The sequence below is a fragment of the Martinezella hainanensis genome (genome assembly GCF_900094555.1).
GTDB classification, from domain to species: Bacteria; Pseudomonadota; Alphaproteobacteria; order Rhizobiales; family Rhizobiaceae; genus Rhizobium; species Rhizobium hainanense.
Genome location: NZ_FMAC01000002.1, coordinates 15,268 through 38,411 on the forward strand (window position 1 = coordinate 15,268; position 23,144 = coordinate 38,411).

21 protein-coding genes are annotated in these 23,144 nt (G+C 60.2%); 8 read left to right on the forward strand and 13 right to left on the reverse strand.

The window, feature by feature from the left end; translation table 11 throughout:
* Position 1: 1 nt before the first annotated feature.
* From GA0061100_RS06480 to GA0061100_RS06495, 4 genes are all read right to left on the reverse strand, one after another.
* Positions 2-1,084: a 3-deoxy-7-phosphoheptulonate synthase gene (locus GA0061100_RS06480; protein ID WP_167459815.1), complete on the reverse strand. Its 1,083-nt coding sequence runs from the start codon at positions 1,082-1,084 to the stop codon at positions 2-4.
* Positions 1,085-1,516: 432 nt separating this feature from the next.
* Positions 1,517-2,578 (reverse strand): porin, encoded by a 1,062-nt coding sequence (locus GA0061100_RS06485; RefSeq protein ID WP_075851946.1) that lies wholly within the window; start codon positions 2,576-2,578, stop codon positions 1,517-1,519.
* A gap of 421 nt (positions 2,579-2,999) precedes the next feature.
* Positions 3,000-3,347: a hypothetical protein gene (locus tag GA0061100_RS06490; RefSeq protein ID WP_075851947.1), complete on the reverse strand. Its 348-nt coding sequence runs from the start codon at positions 3,345-3,347 to the stop codon at positions 3,000-3,002.
* A gap of 239 nt (positions 3,348-3,586) precedes the next feature.
* On the reverse strand, positions 3,587-5,149 hold the full coding sequence (locus GA0061100_RS06495; RefSeq protein ID WP_075851948.1) for an MFS transporter: 1,563 nt from the start codon (positions 5,147-5,149) through the stop codon (positions 3,587-3,589).
* 180 nt (positions 5,150-5,329) lie between these two features.
* Between GA0061100_RS06495 and GA0061100_RS06500 the strand changes: the two genes are divergently transcribed.
* The 3 genes from GA0061100_RS06500 to hisC all read left to right on the forward strand — a co-directional run bounded on the left by GA0061100_RS06500 (position 5,330) and on the right by hisC (position 8,003).
* Positions 5,330-6,253, forward strand: a complete 924-nt coding sequence (locus GA0061100_RS06500; protein WP_075851949.1) for a LysR family transcriptional regulator — start codon at positions 5,330-5,332, stop codon at positions 6,251-6,253.
* Positions 6,254-6,366: 113 nt separating this feature from the next.
* The gene (locus GA0061100_RS06505; protein WP_075851950.1) at positions 6,367-6,816 is read left to right on the forward strand and encodes an NUDIX domain-containing protein; all 450 of its coding nucleotides are present in this window, start codon (positions 6,367-6,369) and stop codon (positions 6,814-6,816) included.
* A 128-nt stretch (positions 6,817-6,944) separates the two neighbouring features.
* Complete coding sequence (hisC, locus tag GA0061100_RS06510) at positions 6,945-8,003, forward strand: histidinol-phosphate transaminase (RefSeq protein WP_075851951.1); 1,059 nt, start codon at positions 6,945-6,947, stop codon at positions 8,001-8,003.
* A gap of 54 nt (positions 8,004-8,057) precedes the next feature.
* Here hisC and GA0061100_RS06515 read toward each other — a convergent pair whose 3' ends face one another.
* Entirely contained in the window at positions 8,058-9,002 is a 945-nt protein-coding gene (locus GA0061100_RS06515; RefSeq protein WP_075851952.1) for a threonine/serine dehydratase, read from the reverse strand.
* 55 nt (positions 9,003-9,057) lie between these two features.
* Between GA0061100_RS06515 and GA0061100_RS06520 the strand changes: the two genes are divergently transcribed.
* Complete coding sequence (locus tag GA0061100_RS06520) at positions 9,058-9,357, forward strand: ArsR/SmtB family transcription factor (protein ID WP_075851953.1); 300 nt, start codon at positions 9,058-9,060, stop codon at positions 9,355-9,357.
* A 174-nt stretch (positions 9,358-9,531) separates the two neighbouring features.
* Here GA0061100_RS06520 and cysN read toward each other — a convergent pair whose 3' ends face one another.
* The 3 genes from cysN to GA0061100_RS06535 all read right to left on the reverse strand — a co-directional run bounded on the left by cysN (position 9,532) and on the right by GA0061100_RS06535 (position 12,840).
* Positions 9,532-11,022 carry a sulfate adenylyltransferase subunit CysN gene (gene cysN, locus GA0061100_RS06525; RefSeq protein ID WP_075851954.1) on the reverse strand — a complete coding sequence of 497 codons (1,491 nt, stop codon included), beginning with the start codon at positions 11,020-11,022 and terminating at the stop codon, positions 9,532-9,534.
* 1 nt (position 11,023) lies between these two features.
* Positions 11,024-11,977, reverse strand: a complete 954-nt coding sequence (gene cysD / locus GA0061100_RS06530; RefSeq protein ID WP_075851955.1) for a sulfate adenylyltransferase subunit CysD — start codon at positions 11,975-11,977, stop codon at positions 11,024-11,026.
* Positions 11,978-12,102: 125 nt separating this feature from the next.
* Positions 12,103-12,840: a phosphoadenylyl-sulfate reductase gene (locus GA0061100_RS06535; RefSeq protein WP_075851956.1), complete on the reverse strand. Its 738-nt coding sequence runs from the start codon at positions 12,838-12,840 to the stop codon at positions 12,103-12,105.
* 490 nt (positions 12,841-13,330) lie between these two features.
* Between GA0061100_RS06535 and GA0061100_RS06540 the strand changes: the two genes are divergently transcribed.
* Entirely contained in the window at positions 13,331-13,777 is a 447-nt protein-coding gene (locus GA0061100_RS06540; protein ID WP_075852604.1) for an RrF2 family transcriptional regulator, read from the forward strand.
* A gap of 60 nt (positions 13,778-13,837) precedes the next feature.
* Here GA0061100_RS06540 and GA0061100_RS06545 read toward each other — a convergent pair whose 3' ends face one another.
* The 5 genes from GA0061100_RS06545 to betI form a co-directional block, all read right to left on the reverse strand.
* Positions 13,838-15,199: a chloride channel protein gene (locus tag GA0061100_RS06545; protein ID WP_075851957.1), complete on the reverse strand. Its 1,362-nt coding sequence runs from the start codon at positions 15,197-15,199 to the stop codon at positions 13,838-13,840.
* 176 nt (positions 15,200-15,375) lie between these two features.
* Entirely contained in the window at positions 15,376-17,025 is a 1,650-nt protein-coding gene (gene betA / locus GA0061100_RS06550) for a choline dehydrogenase (protein ID WP_075852605.1), read from the reverse strand.
* Positions 17,026-17,196: 171 nt separating this feature from the next.
* Positions 17,197-18,660 (reverse strand): betaine-aldehyde dehydrogenase, encoded by a 1,464-nt coding sequence (gene betB / locus GA0061100_RS06555; RefSeq protein WP_075851958.1) that lies wholly within the window; start codon positions 18,658-18,660, stop codon positions 17,197-17,199.
* Positions 18,660-19,301, reverse strand: a complete 642-nt coding sequence (locus GA0061100_RS06560; protein WP_075851959.1) for a glutathione S-transferase family protein — start codon at positions 19,299-19,301, stop codon at positions 18,660-18,662. The genes betB and GA0061100_RS06560 overlap by 1 nt, the downstream gene beginning before the upstream one ends.
* Positions 19,302-19,306: 5 nt before the next feature.
* On the reverse strand, positions 19,307-19,894 hold the full coding sequence (betI, locus tag GA0061100_RS06565; RefSeq protein ID WP_075851960.1) for a transcriptional regulator BetI: 588 nt from the start codon (positions 19,892-19,894) through the stop codon (positions 19,307-19,309).
* A 153-nt stretch (positions 19,895-20,047) separates the two neighbouring features.
* Here betI and GA0061100_RS06570 point away from each other — a divergent pair, with 153 nt between their 5' ends.
* The 3 genes from GA0061100_RS06570 (at position 20,048) to GA0061100_RS06580 (ending at position 23,094) form a co-directional block, all read left to right on the forward strand.
* On the forward strand, positions 20,048-20,596 hold the full coding sequence (locus GA0061100_RS06570; RefSeq protein WP_075851961.1) for an HdeD family acid-resistance protein: 549 nt from the start codon (positions 20,048-20,050) through the stop codon (positions 20,594-20,596).
* 228 nt (positions 20,597-20,824) lie between these two features.
* Entirely contained in the window at positions 20,825-21,076 is a 252-nt protein-coding gene (locus GA0061100_RS06575) for a ribbon-helix-helix domain-containing protein (protein WP_075851962.1), read from the forward strand.
* A gap of 212 nt (positions 21,077-21,288) precedes the next feature.
* Complete coding sequence (locus GA0061100_RS06580; RefSeq protein ID WP_075851963.1) at positions 21,289-23,094, forward strand: GGDEF domain-containing protein; 1,806 nt, start codon at positions 21,289-21,291, stop codon at positions 23,092-23,094.
* The last annotated feature ends 50 nt before the right edge of the window (positions 23,095-23,144 follow it).

The window sequence follows — 23,144 nt, forward strand, 5'->3', positions numbered from 1 at the left end:
GTTAGCGCGCCTGCCGTCGTGCCCGGACAGCCTTTGCCAGATCTTCCAGCGTGCGAACCGAGGTCGGCCAGTCTATGCAGCCGTCGGTGATGCTCTGGCCATAGACCAGTGGCTTGCCCGGCACGAGATCCTGGCGGCCGGCAACGAGATTGCTCTCCATCATCATGCCCTTGATCCGCCGATCGCCGGCTGCAACCTGCTCTGCGACTGACGTGACGACGAGCGGCTGGTTTTCCGGATTCTTGCTGCTGTTGGCATGGCTGGCATCGATGATGATGCGCGGCTCGAGCCCGGCCTTGAGGGATTGTTCCGCGGTCGACTGCACGCTTGCAGCATCATAATTCGGTTGTTTGCCGCCGCGCAGGATGATGTGGCAGTCCTCATTGCCACGCGTCGAGGCGATCGCTGCGAGGCCTTCCTTGGTCACGGCCGGGAAATGATGCGGCTGCGATGCCGCGACGATCGCGTCGAGCGCGATGCGCACGTCGCCATTCGTACCGTTCTTGAAGCCGACGGGGCAGGAGAGGCCGGATGCCAGCTGGCGATGCACCTGGCTCTCGGTCGTCCTGGCGCCGATCGCGCCCCAGCTCACCAGATCCGAAATATATTGCGGCGTGATCGTATCGAGATATTCGCAGCCCGCCGGCAGGCCGATCTCATTGACATCGAACAGCAGCTTGCGGGCGATGCGTAGTCCTTCCTCGATGCGGTAGCTGCCGTCGAGATGCGGGTCGTTTATCAGGCCCTTCCATCCTACGGTCGTACGTGGCTTCTCGAAATAGACGCGCATGATGATTTCTAGATCGTCGGCGAAGCGGTCGCGCTGTTCCTTGAGAAGGGCCGCGTATTCGTGGGCTGCAGCCGGATCATGGATGGAACAGGGGCCGATCACGACGATCAGCCGGTCATCCTCGCCGTGCAGGATGTTGTGAACGGCATTGCGGGCGCCGGTAACGGTCGCCGTCACGGCCTCGTCGCGGGGGATTTCGTCAATGATGCGAGAGGGCGGCGTCAGCGCCGTGATCTCGACAATGCGCAGGTCATCGGTGGAATTCAACACGGTATCGGTTCCTTTAGGGGTCATACCGTGGCGACAAAAAAGCCGCCAGGTAGAACTAGCGGCTGTTCGGGTCTTTGCTGTCGTGTCTTTTCTAACTACGCACAGGCCCGCCTCCGCTGAGAGCAGCGGTACGAATAAAATCGTGCGGAATATGCGTGAGCGAAAGACATGGGCTCTCTCTACGACAAAAGAAGCGGGATGTCGATGCGTTGATGATAGGGAAATTCAGGCAATTCGCGGCCGCGCGTTTATTTGCTCGACAATCGATGCAGTCGCTGGCTGGCTGACGTTCCCGCCGGCATGAGCACGCAAGTTCGGTGGCTGAAACATGCGATCGAACGGCATCCATAAAATGAATCAACCCCTTCTCGGAAAGACCGGTCCAACTTCGCTGGAAGCTGGACCGGTCCCCATCCGATCAGGGGTCAAGTCAGATCAGATCTCGGTAAAGAGGTCTTAGAAGCTACGCTGGAAGCGCAGAATGCCAGCCCACTGGTCCTGGTTGATGGAGTCCCAGTTGGTGTAGGAAACTTCCGGCTGAACCAGGAGGCTCTTGACCGGGTTCCAACGGACGTTTGCGGTTGCTGCGAAGATCTTGGAGTCGGTGTAGGCAACCTGAGCGTTGGCCTGCAACTTCTCGTTGATCGGAACGGTCACGCCGCCCCAAACAGCCCAGTCGCCCCAGCCGATGCCCTTGGCCGGGCCGGCGCCGTTCGCGCTGGCGTACTTGTTGAGCTTGTCGCCATCGGTGTTCCAGCCACCCATCAAGAAGGCCTTGAGGACGCCGAAGTCGGCATCGACGCGAGCCTTGACAGCGCCTTCTTCGACGATGGAGTCATAACCGCCGACGATCTTGAAGCCGAAGTTGCCAGCCTTATAACCAGCACCGGCAACAACGTCCGGAGCGTAGTGGTTAGAGCTGTCTTCGCCGTTGACGCCCTTGGCGCCCGAACCGGAGTTGCTGTCTTCGAGCGAGATAACAGCCGTGAAGCCGTTGCCTGCGTCATAGTTGTAGGTCAACTGGTTCAGTTCGTACGGACCGTCATAGACCACGTCGTCGTTGATGACGTTGCCGGCGTAGCCGGTGTACAGGTTGTACTGCGAGTCGAGCTTACCGACGGTGAAGCCAGCGAGGCTGATGTTAGCCCAGAGCAGCTTCGTTGTGGTCGAGCCGCCATCCTGCCAGTCGAAACGGTAGATGGTGTTGGTCTTCAGCGCGCCGTATTCGGTGTCGCTTGCGGTGTCGATGCTCAGCTGAGCGCGGGTGTGCCACAGCGTGCCGTAACGGTCGGCCGGGTTGTAAGCGTTGTACCACTTACCTTCGGTACGAACCATACCGCCGATCTTGAGGCAGGTTTCCGTGCCTGGGATGAAGAAGTAGCCAGCGCCGTAAGCGTCGCAGATGCGGACGTATTCGAGCGGTTCCGGCTCAGCAGCAACGATAGCGTCGGCCGCGTGAGCGCCAGAAACTACTGCCAGAGCAGCAGCGGAGCCGAGAAGAAGGCTCTTGATGTTCATAAAAACTCCAATCCAATATAGATTGGGCATAGGCTATCGCGCCGAAAAGTCGACGTGCCTCACCCTATCCCTGTTTAAAACCCCGACTCGGGAGAAACGGGCCCCACCCGCTTCTGGTCCTTATTAGAGACGAATTCCTGCAAAGTTATATGATATATTTTTCTCGAGATGACTTTTTCGTGAAATTTAAGTTTTAGTTGCAGGAAAGCCACATCCGCAAACAAAGATGATAAGTTCTGCATAATATTGGCAGCGTAATAGTCATTTTGAGGTACAATGCGACGTTTTATTCTATTCGAATATTATTCGATAATATTTGTCGCTGCGTGGTCAATCGGGCGCGATTGTGCACTTGAACGTTGATGCAGCAATTGTCGCACCCGCGCGACAGCCAGGAGCGTGTCCGGGCGATCGACGGCTCTTAATATGACGCCGGTCGTTTGGAAGTCGCGATGATGAGCTTGCTCAGCATCGAGCCGATCATGATGCCCCAGAGCCCGCTGGTCATGCCGACGATGATGTCGAGCGTCGAGCCATAATTGCCGTTTGCCAGGAGATGCGAAACAGAAAGTGCCAGCACGCTGCCGATCATCAACAGGCAGGTGAAGGAGGGAGATTGCGGGTAGGCGAGCCGGGCGAGCATTCCTGCTATACAGAGTGCGGCGGCGCGAAAGATATCGAACGGATTGCCGAAGGTCGCCTGCCAATTGAAATGCGCAAGCGTTACGCCGATAAGCGCCGCAATGTACGTCCAGGCAATAATCTTCAAAAACCGGTCTGATATCATGGGGATATGATATAGCAGCGACGATCATAAACGCCAGCCTGACGCCGCGGCGAAGATCGTTCGCGCATGGATCTGGCGCGCACATTTTATGTGGTTTCGAAATATTCTGTTGCGGCGCGGTGGGATTTTCGGCCGTGCGCGGCCTTCGATTCGCCTTCTTGCTATGCCGCGGGCGGTGGTCGGACTGGCCGGGCAACGTTCCGGCCAGTCATCAATACTGCTTAAGCTTTCGATACGCAAAGCGCATCCTCGTCCTCTTGCAACTGCTCCGCATCTTCTGCGGCAACCGTCGGCGATGTGCGGCCGAGGAAGGAAAAGACGACGATGGCTGTCAGGACGGTGATGGCGGTGAGGAGCCAGAGGAGCGCGCTGAAGGCATTACCATAACCCTGAATGAGAGCGTCATGCCCGATCGCTGGCACATTCGACGCAGCGGCGGTCAGATTGCCTGTCACGAGCTGCTGCGCAGCCATCGCGGTGTGCTCACCTGACGATGTGCCAAGGTTCGTCTGGATGAAGGCGGAGAGGATGGCACTGACGATTGCAAGCGCGACACCTTCACCGGCGACGCGGGTGGTGCTGAAGATACCGGTTGCCATGCCCGCCCGCTCCTTGGGAACGACGCTGACGGCAAGCCCATCCATCAGGCCCCAGGGCAGGCTGATGCCGACGCCGATCGTCAGCAACGAACCGATGAGAGCGGATGGGGCCGAGCCGGCGGCAAAGTGGCTGAGCCAGAAAAGGCCTGTCGCCGAGATGATGAGGCCGGTGCCGCAGATCGTTGCGGGGCTGAACCAGCGGGTCAGAAGCCCGGCAACGATCGGCAGGATGAGCAGCGGCGCCGAAAGCGCGACCATCATGCGCCCAGCTGCGATCTCGCTCATGCCTTCGATGCCGACGAAACGTACAGGCAGCAGGATCAGCAGTACGACGAAGGCATAGGCGGGCGCTGCCGCCAGAAGCTGTACGCCGACGAAACGCGGATAGCGAAACAGGCTGAGATCCAGCATGGGCCGCTTCACGACACGTTCGATGATGCCGAAGGCGAGAAAGAGCAATGCAGCGCCGACCAGCAGGGCGATGACGAGCGGATCGCTCCAGCCGGTTTCCGGCGCGCGCAAGACGCCATATGTGAAGAGCGTCAGGGCAGACGTGAAGCTCAGTGCGCCCGGCCAATCCAGCCCCGCCGCATCAGGATCACGGGATTCGCGCAAAAAGCAGGCGCCGAGGCCAAGCGCGAGCAACGCCAGCGCAACAACGAGGATGAAGATAGACGGCCAGCCGAAAGCATCGATCATCAGACCGGATGCGATCGGCCCGAAGGCGAGGCCGACACCGAAGCTTGAGCCGACAATGCTGAAGGCCCGCATTCGCGCCGTGCCGTCGAACTCCTGAGCCAGCGAGGCCATACCGCCGGAAAAGGCGGCCGCTGCGCCGAGGCCCTGGAGGGCTCTCAATATATCGAACCAGACGATGTTGCTGGCCAGCGCCAATCCGGCCGAAAATAGCGCAAAGCAGCCAACGCCGGTCAGAAAAATGCGCCGCCGGCCGAAGCTGTCCGCCAGAGCGCCCGAGGCCATCAGGCAGCTGCCGAAAGTCAGCATGAAGGCGTTGGTGACCCAGTTGAGCGCGATCGGGCTGCCGCCGAGCGTGCGGCTGATGGCCGGCAATGCAACGGCCGGGCCGGTGAATGTCAGCGGCATCGCCGCCGCCGCACAGCAGACGGCGACGAGGACGAAGAATTTCTCGGTCGGACTTGCGACCTTTGTCTGAGGAGAGGTCATCGAATTACCGTGAGGTTTGAGCAAGGAGGAAGTAGCGGACAATCCTGGGAATATGCTGGCCAAACGGCCGTCGCCCGCGTGCTTCAAATGACCTGAGCAAGATATATTTGCTGCAATCATATGATAACAGCGCTATTTTTCCATATATACCGGAATAAAACTCTCGAATGGAGCATGCCTATGGATCGCTTGAGCGGCTTGACGGCCTTCGTTCGCACGGCGGACCTCGGCAGCTTTGCGGCCGCCGGTCGTGTGCTCGGCCTTTCGCCATCCGCCGTCGGCAAGGCGGTCAGCAATCTGGAGCATCAGCTTGGCGTGCGACTGCTGCAGCGTTCCACCCGCAGCATCCGGCTGACCGAGGAGGGGCGTCTCTTTCACGAGCGTTGCCGGCGGGTGCTCGACGATCTCGAGGACGCGCAGGCCTCGCTTGCGCAGGCGGTCGCCGTGCCGCGCGGACGATTGCGTGTCAGCGTGCCGATCGTCAGCTACCACTTCCTCCTGCCTGTCGTGCCGGAATTCGTCTCCCGCTATCCCGAGGTCGAACTCGACATCGATTTCAACGACCGCATCGTCGACATGATTGAAGAGGGCGTCGATGTCGCGATCCGCAGCGGCGATCTGCCGGATTCGCGGTTGATATCACGCACCTTGCGGCCGTTTCAGATGCTGCTCTGTGCAGCTCCCGGCTATCTCGACCGCTTCGGCATTCCAGATTGTCCGCGCGCTCTCGATGAGCACCAGGCAATCCGCTTTCGGTTTCCAAACAGCGGCAAGCTGCAGGATTGGCCGTTGAAGATGCCGGAGGGCGAGCTGGACCTGCGGATGCGGACAGCCTTCTCCTGCAACAATATGGAGGCGGTGCGTGGGGCGACGGTCGCCGGTCTTGGCATCGGCTGCATGCCGGATTTCCTCGTGCGCAGCACGCTTGCGGAAGGAAAGCTGAGAACCGTTCTCGATGATTTTATCGATGAACCCGGCCACTTCCATCTGCTCTGGCCGTCTAACCGCCACATGTCGCCCAAGGTCCGCGTTTTCGTGGATTTTCTGAGCGAAAGGCTTTTCGCGAAGAGCTGTGATGTTTTGCCGGCTGTGATCAAATCATGAATCAAGGCCCATGTTGGCCGTTCTTCGAAGGTAAGCACGCGTCAATTGCAGTCATTGACGTCAGGTGTGAGGTCCTTAAAGTGGTGGCTTCTTCAATTATCTACTAAGCTTTCATGTCGTCGGATTACATAAAGTCACTACGCTCAAAAGTAGGTTCTCAACTTATCATCTTGCCAAGTGTTGCAGCGGTCATTTCAGATGAAGCGGGACGATTGCTTCTCCAAGAGAAGTCGTCGGGCGAAGGCTGGAGCCTGCCCGCCGGCGCAATTGAATTGGGTGAAACGCCGCAGCAGGCAGTAGAACGTGAGGTTCTTGAAGAAACTGGCCTGCGGGTCATCCAGTCAGAAATTCTGGCGGTGTTTGGCGGCCGTGAGTTTCGACACACTTATCCAAATGGAGATCAGGTTGAGTATCTGGTCGTCCTGTTCAAATGCACGACAAGTGGGGAGCCTGGCGGATTTACCGACACCGAGACGGCCAGCTTGAAATACACGGCCTTCGATGAGATGCCTAAGCTCGCTCTTCCTTATCCGATGGAGCTTTTGTTTCCGACCATGACTTAAAGCGGGTCAACGCAATAATCCTCACGGAGCCAAAAATACCGTTCGACGGTGGCGTCCGCGACAGCAGTCCGTAAAATTGAAACATACGATATTAAATCCGCCTGCAACCGCCAAATCTGGAACTCACGATGAGCCGTTTCTGGAGCCCGATTGTTCATTCCCTCATCCCCTATGTCGCCGGCGAGCAGCCGACCACGGGTGGAATAACCAAGCTCAACACCAATGAGAGCCCTTATGGTCCTTCGCCGCTGGCCCTGGAGGCGATCTCGAAGGCCGCGTCCGATACGCTTCGGCTCTATCCCGATCCGACGGCGCGCGAGCTGCGCATGGCAATCGCCGAGAGCTTCGGGCTCGACAAGGATGAGGTCTTCGTCGGCAATGGATCGGACGAGGTGTTGGCTCACACATTCCAGGCGCTGCTGAACCACGAAGAGCCTCTGCTTTTCCCCGATATCACCTACAGCTTTTATCTGACCTATTGCCGCCTCTACGGGATCACGTTCCGGCAGGTTCCGGTCGAGGCCGAGATGCGTGTCCGCCTCGATGATTATCGCCAGCCTTGCGGCGCGATCATCCTGCCCAATCCCAATGCGCCCACGGGGATCGGCCTGCCTCTGGCTGACATCGAAAGCCTTCTCAAGGCTCATCCCGATCAGGTTGTGGTTATCGATGAGGCCTATGTCGATTTCGGCGGGGAGAGTGCCGTTTCGCTTGTCCGAAGCTATCCGAACCTCCTGGTGATCCAGACTCTGTCGAAGTCACGCGGGCTTGCCGGCTTGCGTGTCGGTTTCGCTGTCGGGCAACGGCCGCTCATCGAGGCTCTGGAAAGGGTCAAGGACAGCTTCAATTCCTACCCTCTCGACCGGCTCGCGCAAGCAGGTGCCGTCGCGGCCTGGAAAGATCGCGACTGGTTCGAACGCCATCGCGCCATGATCATCGCCAGCCGGGAACGTCTGGCCGCCGCGCTCGCGGAACTGGGTTTTCACGTTCTTCCATCATCTGCCAATTTCTTGTTCGCGCGGCATCCGAGCCGGCCAGGTGCGGAACTGGCGGCGGAGCTGCGGAGCAGGAACATTCTGGTAAGACGGTTTTCAGCGGAGCGTATCGACGACTTCCTGCGCATCAGCATCGGCACGGATGAGGAATGCGATCGGCTGGTGGCGGCCCTTGGCGAGATATTGCATTGACTGGCAGACCCGGACAATCGTTTCGAGGCAAGTTCTAGCGAATCGGGAGCGGTTTCAATCAAATCGAACCGCGGTTGTGTTGGCGCCGCAAAGCAGCACGGCCACGCGTTCGCCTGAGGCAGGGGCATATTTGCCGGCAAACAGCGCGGCAAAGGCCGTTGCGCCGCCGGGTTCGGTAACGATCCTCAGCCGATCCCACAAAACCTGCTGTGCTTGGCGGATCTCATCATCGGTGACCAGCACAGGACGTTGTGCGTAGGCCCGGGCGATCGGAAACATGAGCTCGCCAACGCGTTTTGGTGCCAGTGAATCGGCGGCGATGCTGCCGGCAGGAGCATCGACCGGGTGCCCTGCCTCGAAAGCTTGCCAGAGTGTCGGTGCGCCTTCGGGCTCGACGGCAACGACCCGGACACGGCCCTGAAACCAGGCAGCGATCCCACCAATCAGTCCACCGCCACCGACCGCGACAAGCAGCGTGTCGATATCCGGGATATCTGCCTCGATCTCGAGCCCGATGGTTCCTTGCCCAAGCAAGGTCTCCGGCTGGTCATAAGCATGGATGGCCATCGCACCCTGTTCCTCGACCCATTGCTGGCTGGCGGCAAGCGCATCGGCATAGCGCTCTCCGCCGATGACGAGATCGGCACCGTAGCCACGGATGCGCTCTGCCTTGGCCGGCGAGGTCACGCTCGGCACGAAGATCGTCGCGGGAACGCCAAGCCGCATCGCTGCATAAGCGACTGCCGCGCCATGATTGCCGCCGGATGCCGCAACGACACCGGCTGCCGGTACATCTCTGCCGAGCAGGCTGGAAAAGGCGCCACGCGCCTTGAACGAGCCGGAATGCTGCAGAAATTCAAGTTTGAAGTCGAGACAACCCGGAGCAAGGCCAAAGTCAGCCATGTCTGCATGCAGAACCGGCGTGTGGCGGATATGCGGTCGGATCCGCTTTTCGGTTTCTGCAATGCGGTCGGGTGTGATCGTTGTGTCGGGAAGCATCGGCATCTCGCAGACAGAAGTTGACAATGACTTTGTTACTTAGCAAAGTGACGAAATGCAAGAACTCGATCTCATCAAGGCTTTGGCTAACGAACGCCGTCTCATCATTCTGCGATGGCTGAAAGATCCCTGCGCCCATTTTGCGCCGCAGCTCGATGGCGATCTTGTGGAGGATGGCGTCTGTGCGCTCCTCATTGCCGAGAAGCTGCAAATATCCCAGGCAACGCTGAGCGAGCACATGCGCATTCTGGTGCAGGCGGGGCTGGTGCGGCCGAAGCGCATCAAGCAGTGGATTTTCTACAAGCGCGATGAAGCTCGCATGGCAACGCTGGCTGCCGTTGTGGCGAGCCTCTAGCTCTACCGCCACGCAAGAGCGAATTTGCCGAGCTTACCACGTCTTTTAAAGATTTGCTTGGAAGGCCCCGCAGGATAGCCCCTCTCTCCGCGAGCGGAGAGAGGGGCTTTTACGTCCGCACGAAAAAGGCGGCGGAGCCGAGCCCGCCGCCTTCCTTTTCAGATGCGATAGCGATCAGATATCGCTGGCAGCATTCGCCCAGATTTCCGCGGCCTGCGCGGCGGTCACCCGACGCACATCCGTTTCGTCGCGGCGGCTGGCGAAGAGCTCGCTTGCCATGATCTGCTCCGCTAGATCGGCGGGCAGGGACAGGAGAACGCGCTGGCCTTCCTTGTGGATGCCGCCGACATCGGAACGCCTGCCGGTGATCATGCCGCCGGCAACCGTGTTGTTGCTTTCCGGGTCGATCAGGATGAAGGAACCGGTCGAGCGGTTCTGCTCGTAGGGATCGAAGATGGCGCTTTCGTCGAAGGTCAGGCGAACCTTGCCGATCGCGTTCATCCACAGCGCCTGTGCCGGTGCCCAAGCGCCGGTCTTCAGCTCAAGCTGGGCGATTGGCTGCACCTGGACGCGCTGGCGGCGGCTGCCGCTCTTCAGCCAGTAGCGCTTGCCCGGCTCGATGCCTTCGGGCTGAAGCGCAACGATCTGTGCGTCGAAGGAGAGGCCAGTCTGCGGCTGGCTGTCGATCGCGACGATCATGTCGCCGCGCGATACGTCAACCTGTCGGTCGAGAACGAGGGTGATGGCATCGCCGGCAACAGCCGCGTTGCGCACGAGGTCGAAGGTGACGATCTTCGAGACATTGGCGACCATGCCCGACGGCAGGATCATGACGCTGTCGCCCGGCTTCACCGAGCCGCCGGCAACCGTGCCCTGATAGCCGCGGAAGCTTTCGCCGGGGCGCGAGACGCGCTGTACCGAAAGGCGGAAACCGACCGTCTGCGCTGAGCGCACGGTCGCCAATTCCAGCGCTTCGACCAGCGTCGGGCCGTTGTACCAGGGCATGACGGCCTGGCCGGAATAGACGACATTTTCACCCTTCAGAGCGGACATCGGGATGGCCGTGATCTGCTTGACACCGAGCGACAGCGCAAACTCGCGGAAGTCGTGGGAAATCTTTTCAAAGCCGGCGCGGTCGTAGTTCGTCAGGTCGATCTTGTTGACGGCCAGCACGAACTGCTTGATGCCGAGCAGCGAGGCGATCGTCGCGTGGCGGCGCGTCTGCTCGAGGATGCCCATGCGCGCGTCGATCAGCAGCACGGCGAGATCGGCGGTGGAGGCGCCGGTTGCCATGTTGCGCGTGTACTGCTCGTGGCCGGGCGTGTCGGCGACGATGAAGGAGCGCTTGTCGGTCGAGAAATAGCGATAGGCGACATCGATGGTGATGCCCTGTTCGCGCTCGGCCTGCAGGCCGTCGAGCAGCAGCGCGAAGTCGGGCAGCCCGAGGTCGTTCTGCTTGCCGGTGGAATCGCGCCGTAGCGTGGCGGCCTGGTCTTCCTTGACCGCCTTGGTATCCCAGAGAAGACGGCCGATCAGGGTGGACTTGCCGTCATCGACGCTGCCGCAGGTAATCAGGCGAAGGGGGCGCGAATCGCGGAGGGTCTTGGCCGGTTCGGCGGCGGCCCCAATAGCGGGTATTGTGACGACGTTTGCGTTGACGGTCATCTCAGAAATATCCTTCGCGCTTCTTCTTTTCCATGGAGCCGGATTGGTCGCGGTCGATGGCGCGGCCCTGTCGTTCGGAAACCGTGGCGATTTCCAGCTCTGCAATGATCTCTTCAAGGGTCGTGGCGGTGGAGCGGATGGCTCCGGTCAGCGGGAAGCAGCCGAGCGTGCGGAAACGGATGAGCTCCTCGCGCTTGGTCTCACCCGGCAGCAGCTCTAGCCGTGGATCAGCCGCCATGATCATCATGCCATCGCGCTCGACTACCGGGCGCTTTGCCGCGAAATAGAGCGGCACGATCGGGATTTCCTCGGCCTGAATGTAGCGCCAGATATCGACCTCGGTCCAGTTGGACAGCGGGAAGACGCGAACGCTTTCGCCTTTGCGGATCTGGCCGTTATAGACGTTCCAGAGTTCCGGGCGCTGATTGCGCGGATCCCAGCGATGGTCCGGCGTGCGGAAAGAGTAGATGCGCTCCTTGGCGCGCGATGCCTCCTCGTCGCGGCGGGCACCGCCGAAAGCGGCGTCGAACTGGCCGGCATCGAGCGCATGGCGCAGCGCTTCGGTCTTCATGATGTCGGTGTAGCGGGCCGAGCCATAGGTGAAGGGCGTGATGTTCTCAGCCTTGCCGCGCGGGTTGATATGCTCGATCAGGTCGAGATCGTACTTCTTAACGATCTCGTCGCGAAAGGTGATCATCTCGGCGAATTTCCAGCCGGTGTTCACATGCAGCAGCGGGAAGGGTACGCGGCCGGGGTAGAAGGCCTTGCGCGCCAGATGCAGCAGCACCGACGAGTCCTTGCCGATCGAATAGAGCATCACAGGACGCTCGAATTCGGCCGCAACCTCGCGGAAAATATGGATCGCTTCGTTTTCCAGCGCTTTCAGATGCGGATCGAGTGGCGGCTTGACGCTTTGCGGATTGGAGATTTCCGTATCCGGACGGCTATCGGGCATTGATGACTCCAGAACTTTCAAATGTCCCGACCGAATTTGGCCGGAAAGAATGGATGCGTTGGTTCCCTAGATATCGGCGGCGTGCGGGACGCGCTTGTGATCGATGCCGGGATCCGGCGGGTGTTTCATTGTGCTGCGGGAGCGCCCTCTTCGTGGACATGCAGGCCGCATTCGCGCTTTTCGTCGTTTTCCCACCACCAGCGACCGGCACGCTCCGGCTCGCCGGGTTTGATGGCCCGGGTGCAGGGCTCGCAGCCGATCGAAGGATAGCCGCGGGCGTGCAGCGGGTTCACTGGCACGCTGTTGTCGGCGACGTAAGCGCGGATGACATCGATGTCCCAGTCGGCAAGCGGATTGATCTTGATCAGGTTGCGCTCGGGGTCGAATTCGGCAAAGGGCGTATCGGCGCGGTTGGCGGACTGGCCGCGACGCAGACCGGTGATCCAGATGCTGGCGCCGGAGAGGGCACGCGCAAGCGGCTTCAGCTTGCGCACGCCACAACAGGCATGCCTGGCTTCAACACTCTCGTAGAAACCGTTCAGACCGTATTTTTCTGCGTAAGCATCGATATCGGCCTGTTCCGGCTCGTAGCGGACGATGTTGATATCGTATTGGCTCTCCGTCTCGTCGATGAGGGCGAGCGTTTCGGGAAAGAGGCGGCCGGTCTGCAGGGTCGCCACTTCGATCGGCAGGCGGTGATTGCCGATCTCCGCAGTGATTACCTGATCCTCGATCCCGAGCGAGGTCGTGAACACGGCGCGGCCACCGAGGCCGGCCACGAGAGACAGACGGCCGGCAAGATCGAGCGATGCAAGCTGGCTGTTGAGCGTCGCGGCATCTTCAATAAGGGTAATGGCAGTCATGGGGGATCCTGTCCTAATGTTGCGGAGAGTATCGCAGTTCGCAACGACAGCGGACAGAAAAATAGATTTCGAAAGCACGCAGATGGAGAGTAAATATCTCCATGAAGCAGCGCTGATAGGGAAAAGCGACCGCCTCGGCTGTTAACCAAGGCGTTTTGCCGCCGGAAGCGACCCTTCGGGAGCACTCAAGATGGCTGACCATGTTTAAGTGCTTGCTTTAATGTCTATAGAAATAGTAGAGTTACACATAGCTTGTCAAATGGAAATCGGAAGTGATGCCCAAAATGATGCGCTGCGGTGGATTTTGCGTTAAACTATGGGCATAGCGACGAAGAATGATAACAAGTCTGGGTTGTTAGCGTTTCCTGGCATGGCGCCAAGGGTGTGAGTGCTTCGAAATTGCCCCGGGGACGAGGGCTGAGGAGTTCTATTGCGGACCGGCCGAATCGATCGGCCGAACGTATCGCATGTGTGTGTGAAGCGGTTCGAAATGATTACTCAGAAAGCAAAATATGCGCTGCGGGCGCTCTCTGCCTTGGCTCAATCCGAGGCGGGCGAGCCGATGATGATTTCCGACATTGCGGCCCAGCAAAAGATCCCGAAGAAATTCCTGGAACAGATCCTACTCGACCTGAAGCATCAGGGCATCGTCATCAGTCGTCGCGGCAAGCAGGGCGGTTACCTGCTGCGCAAGCCGGCGAAGGAGATCACCTTCGGCGAGATCCTTCGTGTCATCGACGGACCGCTGGCGCCGCTGCCCTGTCTGTCACTGACAGCCTATCGTCGCTGCGACGATTGCGACGGTGAGCAGACCTGCGAAATCCGCCATGTCTTTGCGCGGGTGGCGGATGCGACCCGCAAGGTGCTGTTCTCGACGACCATCGCCGATGCGATCGCTCAGCCCGAGGGTGCGGAAGTCGCCAGGCTGATGGCTTAACTGACCAGGTCCAAGGAAGCTGCGTAAGATCCTCCCTGCGGGCGTCGCAGCGTTTTGTACTCAATGCGCGGCGTGTTCCTCGCCGCCTTCCTTTTCCATGGCACGTCGGGCGCGGATCGCTGCGGCAATGAAGACGCGCGACAGGCCGTGATAAAGCGGCTCGCGCGACAGCAGCCGCGAGGTCACATAGCCGATCATCGACACCGCCATGATCGGGATGACGGCCTGATGGTCGCCGGTCATTTCCAGAATGATGACGAAGGCAGTCATCGGCGCCTGGACGACGCCGGCGAAATAGCCGGCCATGCCGAGGATTGCCGCAAGCGCGATGCTGCCGCCGACAAGCGTGCCGACAGCGCTGCCGAAGCCCGCGCCGACGGCAAGCGATGGCGCAAATATGCCGCCGGGAATGCCCGAGATCATCGACAGGAAACTCGCAAGCAGCTTCTCGGCGAAGAACAGCAGGGGCAGCGCATGTCCCTCCACCGCGCCGCGCGCCTGTTCGTAACCGGTGCCGAAGGTTTGGCCGCCGGAAATGACGCCGACGGTGGCAACGATAAGACCACAGAAGCCGGCAAGGATCAGCATGCGTTTTAGTGGCTGCGGCTGCGCCCAGCGACGGATGCGGATGCCGGCATAAAGTGCCAATCCGCTGAAGGTGGCGCCAAGCGCACCGCCACCAACGCCGCAGATCAGCATGACGATCCAGTCCCGAAACATCGTCGGCGCTGCATCTGCCGTGCCGAAATAATTGTAGCTGCCGGAAAGCCCGAGTGCGGCAAGGCCCGAAAGAATGACGGCGGTCAGGACGAGGCCGTTGGCGCGAGATTCATAGGTGCGGCTCATCTCTTCGATGGCAAAGACGATACCCGCAAGCGGCGTATTGAAGGCGGCGGCGATGCCGGCGGCCGAGCCGGCAAGAATCAGCCCCTTCGCCTGCGCCATGCCGCCGAAGCGGGCAACCGCCAGCATGAAGGACGCACCGACCTGCACCGTCGGCCCCTCGCGGCCGATCGAGGCGCCGCTCAGCAGTCCCAATATGGTCAGTACGATCTTGCCGAACGCCAGCCTGAGGGAGAGCAGCTTGGTGCGATCCTCGTCATGATGGAGATGCCGTGCGGCGATCGCCTGCGGAATGCCGCTTCCTTGCGAATTCGGAAACAATGTCGCGGCGAGGTAGGCTGACAGCACGAAGCCGAGCGGCGTCAATACCAGCGGCAGCAGCCACATCCACTCGCCTGATTGGGTGACGCCGGTAAAAGTCCGCTGCGCCAGATCGGCGAGCTTCGCAAAGCCGACACTGATGACCCCGATCGCCAGAGCCCCCGTCCAGAATACCAGGCGCGGCCGCCAAAGATTGAAAGAGCCCCAGATGACACGGGAACGGCGGAGCAGCTTGGACTTGCGATAGATGGGGGGCATTTGACGTGTGACCGGCGGATTGATGAACGGGTCGTGGCGGACTCTGTTCGAACAATCTGCTTAAAAACGACGTCTTAAGATAGTCACACTGTCTTACAGAGCTTCACTTTCCTGAAGGTCTCTTTGCGCCTGCCGACCATATACGTCAACACCTGATCCACGGCGATCACGCCCTCTTACCGATCACTCGTCTCCCACCTCGGATTGATCCACGGCTCCTGGTTCGAGCGCGCCAGCCGCGGCTTGCCGAGAATATGGTCGGCCGCCTTTTCGCCGGTCATGATGGAAGGACCGTTCAGATTGCCGTAGGTGACATGCGGGAAGATCGAGCTGTCGGCGACACGCAGGCCGTCGACGCCGATGACGCGGGTATCGGGATCGACGACCGCCATCGGATCGTCCTTCGAACCCATCTTGCAGGTGCCGCAAGGGTGATAGGCGCTTTCCAGATGCTCGCGCAGGAAAGCGTCGATTTGGTCATCGGTCTGAACGTTCGTGCCCGGCTGGATTTCCGCGCCGCGATAGTCGTCGAAGGCCTTCTGCCCGAAGATTTCGCGGGTGAGGCGCACGCAGTGGCGGAACTTTTCCCAGTCCTCCGGATGGCTCATATAGTTGAAGCGGATGACCGGATCGGCCTTCGGGTCGGAAGAGCGCAGCGTCACGTTGCCGCGTGATTTCGACAGGTTATAGCCGACATGCACCTGGAAGCCGTGGCTTTTCGCCGCCGCCTTGCCGTCATAGCTGATGGCGACTGGCAGGAAGTGATACTGGATATCCGGCTGCTTGACGCCCGGCGCCGAGCGCAGGAAGGCGCAGGCTTCGAACTGATTTGAGGTGCCGAGCCCCTTCTTGAAGAACAGCCATTGCGCGCCGGCGATGCCTTGCATGTACCAGGGCAGCCAGGAATAGAGTGACACCGGCTTCAGGCTCGTCTGCTGGAAATAAAATTCCATGTGGTCCTGCAGGTTCGCGCCGACGCCGGGACGGTCGACCTTCACCTCGATCCCTATGTCGCGCAGATGCTGACCCGGCCCGATGCCCGAAAGCATCAGCAGCTTCGGCGAATTGAACGACGAGGCGGAAACGATCACCTCGCGGTTTGCCTTGATCACCTCGATCTTGCCGTCCCGCTCGACTTCGACGCCCGTCGCACGGCCGTTCTCGATCACGACCTTGCGGGCGAAACAGCGGATCAGATTCACGTTCGGCCGCTTCAGGGCGGGCTTGAGATAGGCAGTCGCCGCAGACCAGCGCCGGCCCATCCAGGTCGTCTGCTCCATCAGGCCGAAGCCTTCCTGCTTGCTGCCGTTATAATCTTCCGTTGCTTCGAAGCCCGCCTGCTTGCCGGCCTCGATGAAGGCGTGGAAGAGAGGATTGCGCGCATCGCCCCGGCGCACATGCAGCGGGCCGTTCGTGCCGCGCCAGCCCTCTTCGCCGCCGTGCGAGTGCTCCATCCGCTTGAAGTAGGGCAGAACGTCGGCATAGGCCCAGCCCTGCGCGCCGAGCGCTTCCCAGCGATTGAAGTCTTCCGCATGGCCGCGCACGTAGACCATGCCGTTGATCGAGGAGGACCCGCCGATCACCTTGCCGCGCGGGGCGGTGATGCGGCGGTTGTTGAGCTGCGGTTCGGGCTCGGAGAGATAGCCCCAATTGTAACGGTCCATGCTCATCGGCCAGGCAAGTGCTGCCGGCATCTGGATGAAGGGGCCGAAGTCGCTGCCGCCGAACTCCAGGACGATAACCGAATGCTTGCCGTCCTCCGACAGGCGCGCAGCCATGGCGGAGCCGGCCGAACCCGAGCCGACGATGACGAAATCTGCTTGCATGACCATGTGCTCCAAACGGATAGGGGCGTAAATCGAGGCGGTTCTTCACCCTCCCCTTGAGGGGGAGGGTCGGCCGAAGGCCGGGGTGGGATGATTGCTGCTATGCGTGCTGCGGCTGGTCACCCCCACCCGCCGCTGAGCGGCGACCTCCCCCCTCAAGGGGGAGGTGGATCAATAAGGCGCCTGTACCGGCCCCATGCCGACATAGACGGTCTTCAGTTCCGAATAATGCTCCAGCGCCGCCAGCGAGTTCTCGCGGCCGAAGCCGGATTGCTTGGAGCCGCCGAAGGGGATTTCGACCGGGCAGAGATTGTAGGTGTTGATCCAGAGCGTGCCCGCCTCGAGCTGGTCGACGACGCGGTGGGCGCGGGTGAGGTCGGCGGTGAAGACGCCGCCGGAAAGGCCGAACTCGGTGGCATTGGCACGGGCGATCACCTCGGCCTCGTCATCGAAATCGAGAACGCACATGACCGGCCCGAAGATCTCTTCGCGCGCGATCGTCATGTCGTCGGTGACGTCGGCAAACACCGTCGGCTGAATGTAATAGCCTTCGCCGGAGACATTGTTCGGAATGCCGCCGCCGGTCAAAAGCGTCGCGCCCTCGGCCTTGCCCTTTTCGATATAGGCGAGCACCTTTTCGCGCTGCGCCCAGGAGACCATCGGGCCGATCTGCGTTGCCTCGTCCATCGGGTCGCCAATGAGCATGGCGTCGGTGCGGACTTTCAGGCGCTTCAGGAATTCGGGCTTGATCTTGCGGTTGACGAAGACACGCGTGCCGTTCGAGCAGACCTGGCCCGTCGAATAGAAGTTGCCGAGCATCGCGCCGCCGATGGCGCTGTCGATGTCGGCATCGTCGAAGACGATCAGGGGCGACTTGCCGCCGAGCTCCATGGTGACATGCTTGAGGTTGCCGGCAGCAGAGGCCGCGACCTTGCGGCCGGTCGGCACCGAACCGGTCAGCGATACCTTGGCAACGTCGGGATGGTTGATGAGGAGCGGCCCGGTTTCGCGATCGCCTTGGATCACGTTGTAGAGACCCTTGGGCAGGCCGGCCTCGATAAGGATTTCGGCGATCTTCAGCGCACCGAGCGGCGTGTTTTCCGAAGGCTTGAACACCATGGCGTTGCCGGCGACCAGCGCCGGCGCGCCCTTCCAGCAGGCGATCTGCTGCGGGTAGTTCCACGCGCCGATGCCGACGCAGACGCCGAGCGGCACGCGCTTGGTATAGGCGAAGTCGCCGCCGAGCGGGATATAGGAGCCGTTGAGGCCGGCGGCCGCGATGCCGCCGAAGAATTCGAAGCTGTCGGCGCCAGACGTCGGGTCGGCAACGACGGTTTCCTGGATCGGCTTGCCGGTATCCAAGGTCTCCAGCTCGGAAAGCTCGCGGTTACGCTCGCGCATAATGTCGGCCGCCCGCTTCAGGATACGGCCGCGCGCCGTCGGGCTCATGGCGGCCCATTCCGGCTGCGCGCGGCGGGCAGCGGCGATCGCCCTTTCGACGATGGCAGGTGTCGCCGCGTGCAGACGGGCGATCACCTCGCCGGTCGCGGGATAGATGCTTTCGATAACGGTGCCGTCGGTGTCCTCGACATATTCTCCGTCGATGAAATGCGAGGCTTTCGGTTGTGCGCGCATTATAGAACCCTCAATTCTTCGTAGGACACCATGACATGCTCTTGAAAAGCAGGCCGCTCGGTCAGGTTTTCGTAGTAGCGCTGCAGCCGCGGATGGGTGGGGCGCTGGATATCAATGTCGAAATAGCGATAGAGAACATGGCCGAACTGGATGTCGGCGAGCGTGAGATTATCTCCGGCCAGGAAGCGATGCCGTCCGAACTGCGACTCGGCGATGTCAAGCTTCGTAGCGAGCGCGGCAACGGCCGCAATAATCACCTTCTCGTCCTTGAGAGCAGGGGCCGTGCGTATCACGCGCCAGAACACCGGACCGGTGAAACCCTGGGCGATATTGATCTTGGCCCATTCCGCCCATTTGTCGATCTGGGCACACTTGCGCGCATCCTTTGGCCAGAAGGCATCCTCGCCATATTCCGTGGCGAGATAGCGCAGGATAGCGCCGGTTTCCCACAAGGGGTCGCCATCGCCATCGCGCAGCACTGGAACTGTGCCGTTCGGGTTCATCGCCAGGAATTCAGGCGTGTCGTTGACGCCGTAGATGAAGCCCGCATCGATGCGCTCATAAGCGAGACCCAGCTCGCCGATGCACCACATCAGCGCCTGCACGTTGGATGATGATTTGCGGCCCCAGACGGTCAGCATGATCTTCAGCCTTTCAACGCGTTGAGGTTGGTCGTCAGATAGTCCTCGGTCAGCGCGATCGACGCTTCTGTGCTGATCGGCGCGGATCCGAGGCCCTGGCGGATATAGAGCCCGTCGATCATGGCAGCTGCTCCCTCGGCGATCCGAGCCGCATCGCTTGCCGAGCACAAAGCCTTGAGGTTGGCAACGAGGTTCGAATGCAGCCGGCGTGCGTAGATGACGAGAAAGCGGCGCGTCTCTTCCGAGCGCTGCGCTTCGGCATAGAAAGCGAGCCAGGCGGCAATCGTCTCCGGCGCGAACTGGTCGGCCTGGAAGCTGACGCGGATGACGGCCGAGAGCTTTTCGCGCGGCGTTTTCGCCTTACGTAGCGCCGTCACGACGCTGTCGCGCAGCCGCTGTAGATGCACACGGACGGTTTCGATCAGCAGCTGTTCCTTGCTGCCGAAATAGTGATGCGCAAGGGCAGGGGAAACGCCGGCCTGCTTGGCGATTTCGGACATGGTGACGGTCAGCGAGCCGTGATCGCCGATCACGCGCATTGCAGCATCCACCAGCGCCTTGCGGCGCACCGGTTCCATTCCGACTTTCGGCATGCATCAATCCCCAAGGCTGGGCCTGAGTGTATTTTTGATTGACTGATCAATCAATAAAAAAATCACACGCCGGGTGTTCGGCGGCGAAAAAACCGCAACCTCTTTCCGCAAGGCATTTCTGTGCCATACTTCCTGATAGGAGGAGGTGCAGTCATGGTTGATATTCTTGATGAAGTTCCCCTATCTGCGATGCGTGACAAATGGGGCTGGTTTGTTGCGCTCGGCATATTGCTGCTGATTTGCGGTGGCATCGCCCTTGGCAATCTGTTCATCGCCACGGTGGCTTCGGTCTATTATGTTGGCATGCTGATGCTGATCGGCGGCATCGTGCATCTGGCCCATGCCTTCCAGGTGAGGGGCTGGGAGCATATCCTGTTCTGGGTGCTGAGCGGCCTGCTCTATACGGTTGCCGGTATCCTCGCCTTTGCCAATCCCTTGTTGGCCTCGGAGGCATTGACCCTCTTCCTTGCCATCGCACTCCTCATCGCCGGCACGTTTCGTGTCTGGGTCGGCCGCAAGCTGAAGCCGGAGCGCGGCTGGGTGTGGATCGTCATCAGCGGTCTTGCCACTGCCGTCGCCGGTATCGCCATCGCTCTCGGCTGGCCGGTCAATAGCCTTTGGATTCTCGGTCTTTTCCTGGCCTTCGATCTGATCTTCCAGGGCTGGACGCTGGTGGTCTTCGGCCTCGTGCTCAGGCGGTAGGAGTTCTCCCAAAAAGGGGTAACGGACTGCTACTTTTTGACAAGGAGCGTGAGCGGCGTTAATCTTCTGGCTTCTGCCGTGTCAGGCAGAACGGCGTTGCGTTGATGTAACGACAGTATCTTCGTCTGGAAGTACGCATGTCCAGGGACATGCCCGAAGAAACTGGTTGAAGCCGCGGAACATGCTTCCAGAGAAATTTCCGCGTAACGACGTCAAGGGAGGAATATCATGCCGATGGTAACGGTTTCCATCTCTCCGCTTCAGGCTGCCGGCATCCGCGCAGCGGTCGACACCGGCACCTATGCATCGAGCAGCGAAGTCGTGCGGGAAGCTCTTCGCATGTGGGATGCCGCCCGCAAGCGCGGTGACATTTGCGAGGTGCCGCGTGCCGCCAATGATGGCGGCGAGACGGCAAAGAGCGGCCGCTGTGTCGCCGATATGTTTGCCGACTACGAGGCGGAGCGGCACTCGAGTAATTAGCACAGAACCCCCCACTTATCACGGCAGCCGCTCGGCGGCCATGTGTTGGTTTTGCGCTCCGGCGAATGGTTAATATTGCTTTACCATTCATCAAACTTTCACATAGGGGAAAGGTTTCGTTGACGCTTTATGGCGCATCTTGGGTTGTAAACGCGGTAAATCCAAAGTTTTACTTAAATAAATTAGATTAGAATCCGCAAGTGGAGATGGGCATGTCCGTGACTGCCGCAGTCGAACCGGGCGTATTGCGCCGATATGCCAGCGACCAGATCGTCACCCTCGCCAAGCTCGTCATAGAAAACGCATTTCAGCCGATCGTGGAGGCCGGCACCGGCGCGGTTTTCGGCTATGAATCCCTGATGCGCGGTCAGGAACGCATCGGCTTCGGCAGCCCTGTCGAGATACTCGACGAAGCCGAGCGAAGCGGCCAGCTTTTCGGGCTGGAGCAGATGGTCACGAGTCGCGCACTTGCGAAGTTTGCTACTCTGCCCAACATCGCCGCTACAACTCTTTTCCTCAATCTGGATGTTCGGCTGATTGCGCAAGGCGCCGCCTTGGTTGACGGCCTGCTGCAGCATATGAGGAAGGCCGGTATCGCCCCGTCCTCCGTCTGTTTCGAGTTTTCCGAACGCTTCGACAATACCATCGTGCCCGAGTTCTCGGCGCTGGTCGCCAAGATGCGCAATGCCGGTTTCAAGTTGGCGATCGACGATTTCGGGGTCGGTCACGGGGAAATGAAGCTGCTGTCCGATTATCCGGTCGACTATCTCAAGATCGACCGGCATTTCATCGTCGATATCGACCGCAGCGCCCGCAAGCGGCATATTCTCAGAAATCTCGTCAATATCGCCCATGTCCTCGGCACGCGCGTCATCGCCGAGGGTATCGAGACGGAGGCGGAGTTCCTGACCTGCCGCGAATTCGGCGTCGATCTTGTCCAGGGCTGGTTCATTGCTCGCCCGACTGTTTTGGTCAACGAGCTGAAGCAGAGCTTTCCGCATCTGCAGGATCTCGGCAAGACGGTGCGCAACAGCCAGTCGCTCGACGAAATTCTCATCCGCAAGCAGATCGAAGTCCTGCCGACCATCCGCGAAAGCGACAGCATCGACAGCGTCTTCGAACTCTTCCGCCGCAATCCGCGCCGCGCCTATTTCCCGGTCGTCAACGCCAATGACGAGCCGCGCGGGATCATCCACGAGTATCAGCTCAAGGAATATATCTATCAGCCCTTCGGCCGCGACCTGTTGAAAAACAAGGTCTATGAGCGTTCGATCTCGCATTTCGTCGAGATGGCGCCGATCGTCGGCCTCGATTCCGATGCCGACACGCTGATGACGATCTTTGCCAATATGGAAAGCAGCGATTGCCTGATCGTGACCGAAGGCACGCATTATGCCGGCATCGTCTCGGCCGCCTCGCTCATCAAGGTCATCAACGAGAAGCAGCTCAAGATCGCCCAGGACCAGAACCCGCTGACCGGTCTTCCCGGCAACAGGGCAATCCATGATTTCATGCAGAGCGCCGGCCGCGATGGCGATGAGATCAGGCATTTCTGCTATTGCGACTTCGACAATTTCAAGCCGTTCAACGATGCCTATGGCTTCCATCTCGGCGACCATGCCATCTCGCTGTTTGCGGCTCTGATGCGCCGCTATTTCTTTGCCGAAGGCCATTTCCTCGGCCATGTCGGCGGCGACGATTTCTTCATCGGCGTCACCGGATGGAGCATGCAGGAGCTTCGCGAGGTTCTGGACCGGCTGCTGGCCGATTTCCATGCCGATGTCCTCGAATTCTACTCGGCGGAAGATCGCGCAGCCGGCCGCATTCGCGGTCATGACCGCGGCGGTGCCGAGGCAGAGTTTCCGCTGATGCGCTGCTCGATCGGCATCCTGCAGCTGCCGGAGGGGCTGGTGATCGACAACATCAACCGCGTCAGCACCTCCATTGCCGGCATCAAGGCGAAGGCAAAGGAAAGCGCCATTGGCGTCGCATTCCTCGGCTTGGCCGAGACGAATTGACGCCCTCCAGCACTCGCTCCTTTTCAAGCGCCCTGCGCTAAACTATCTCC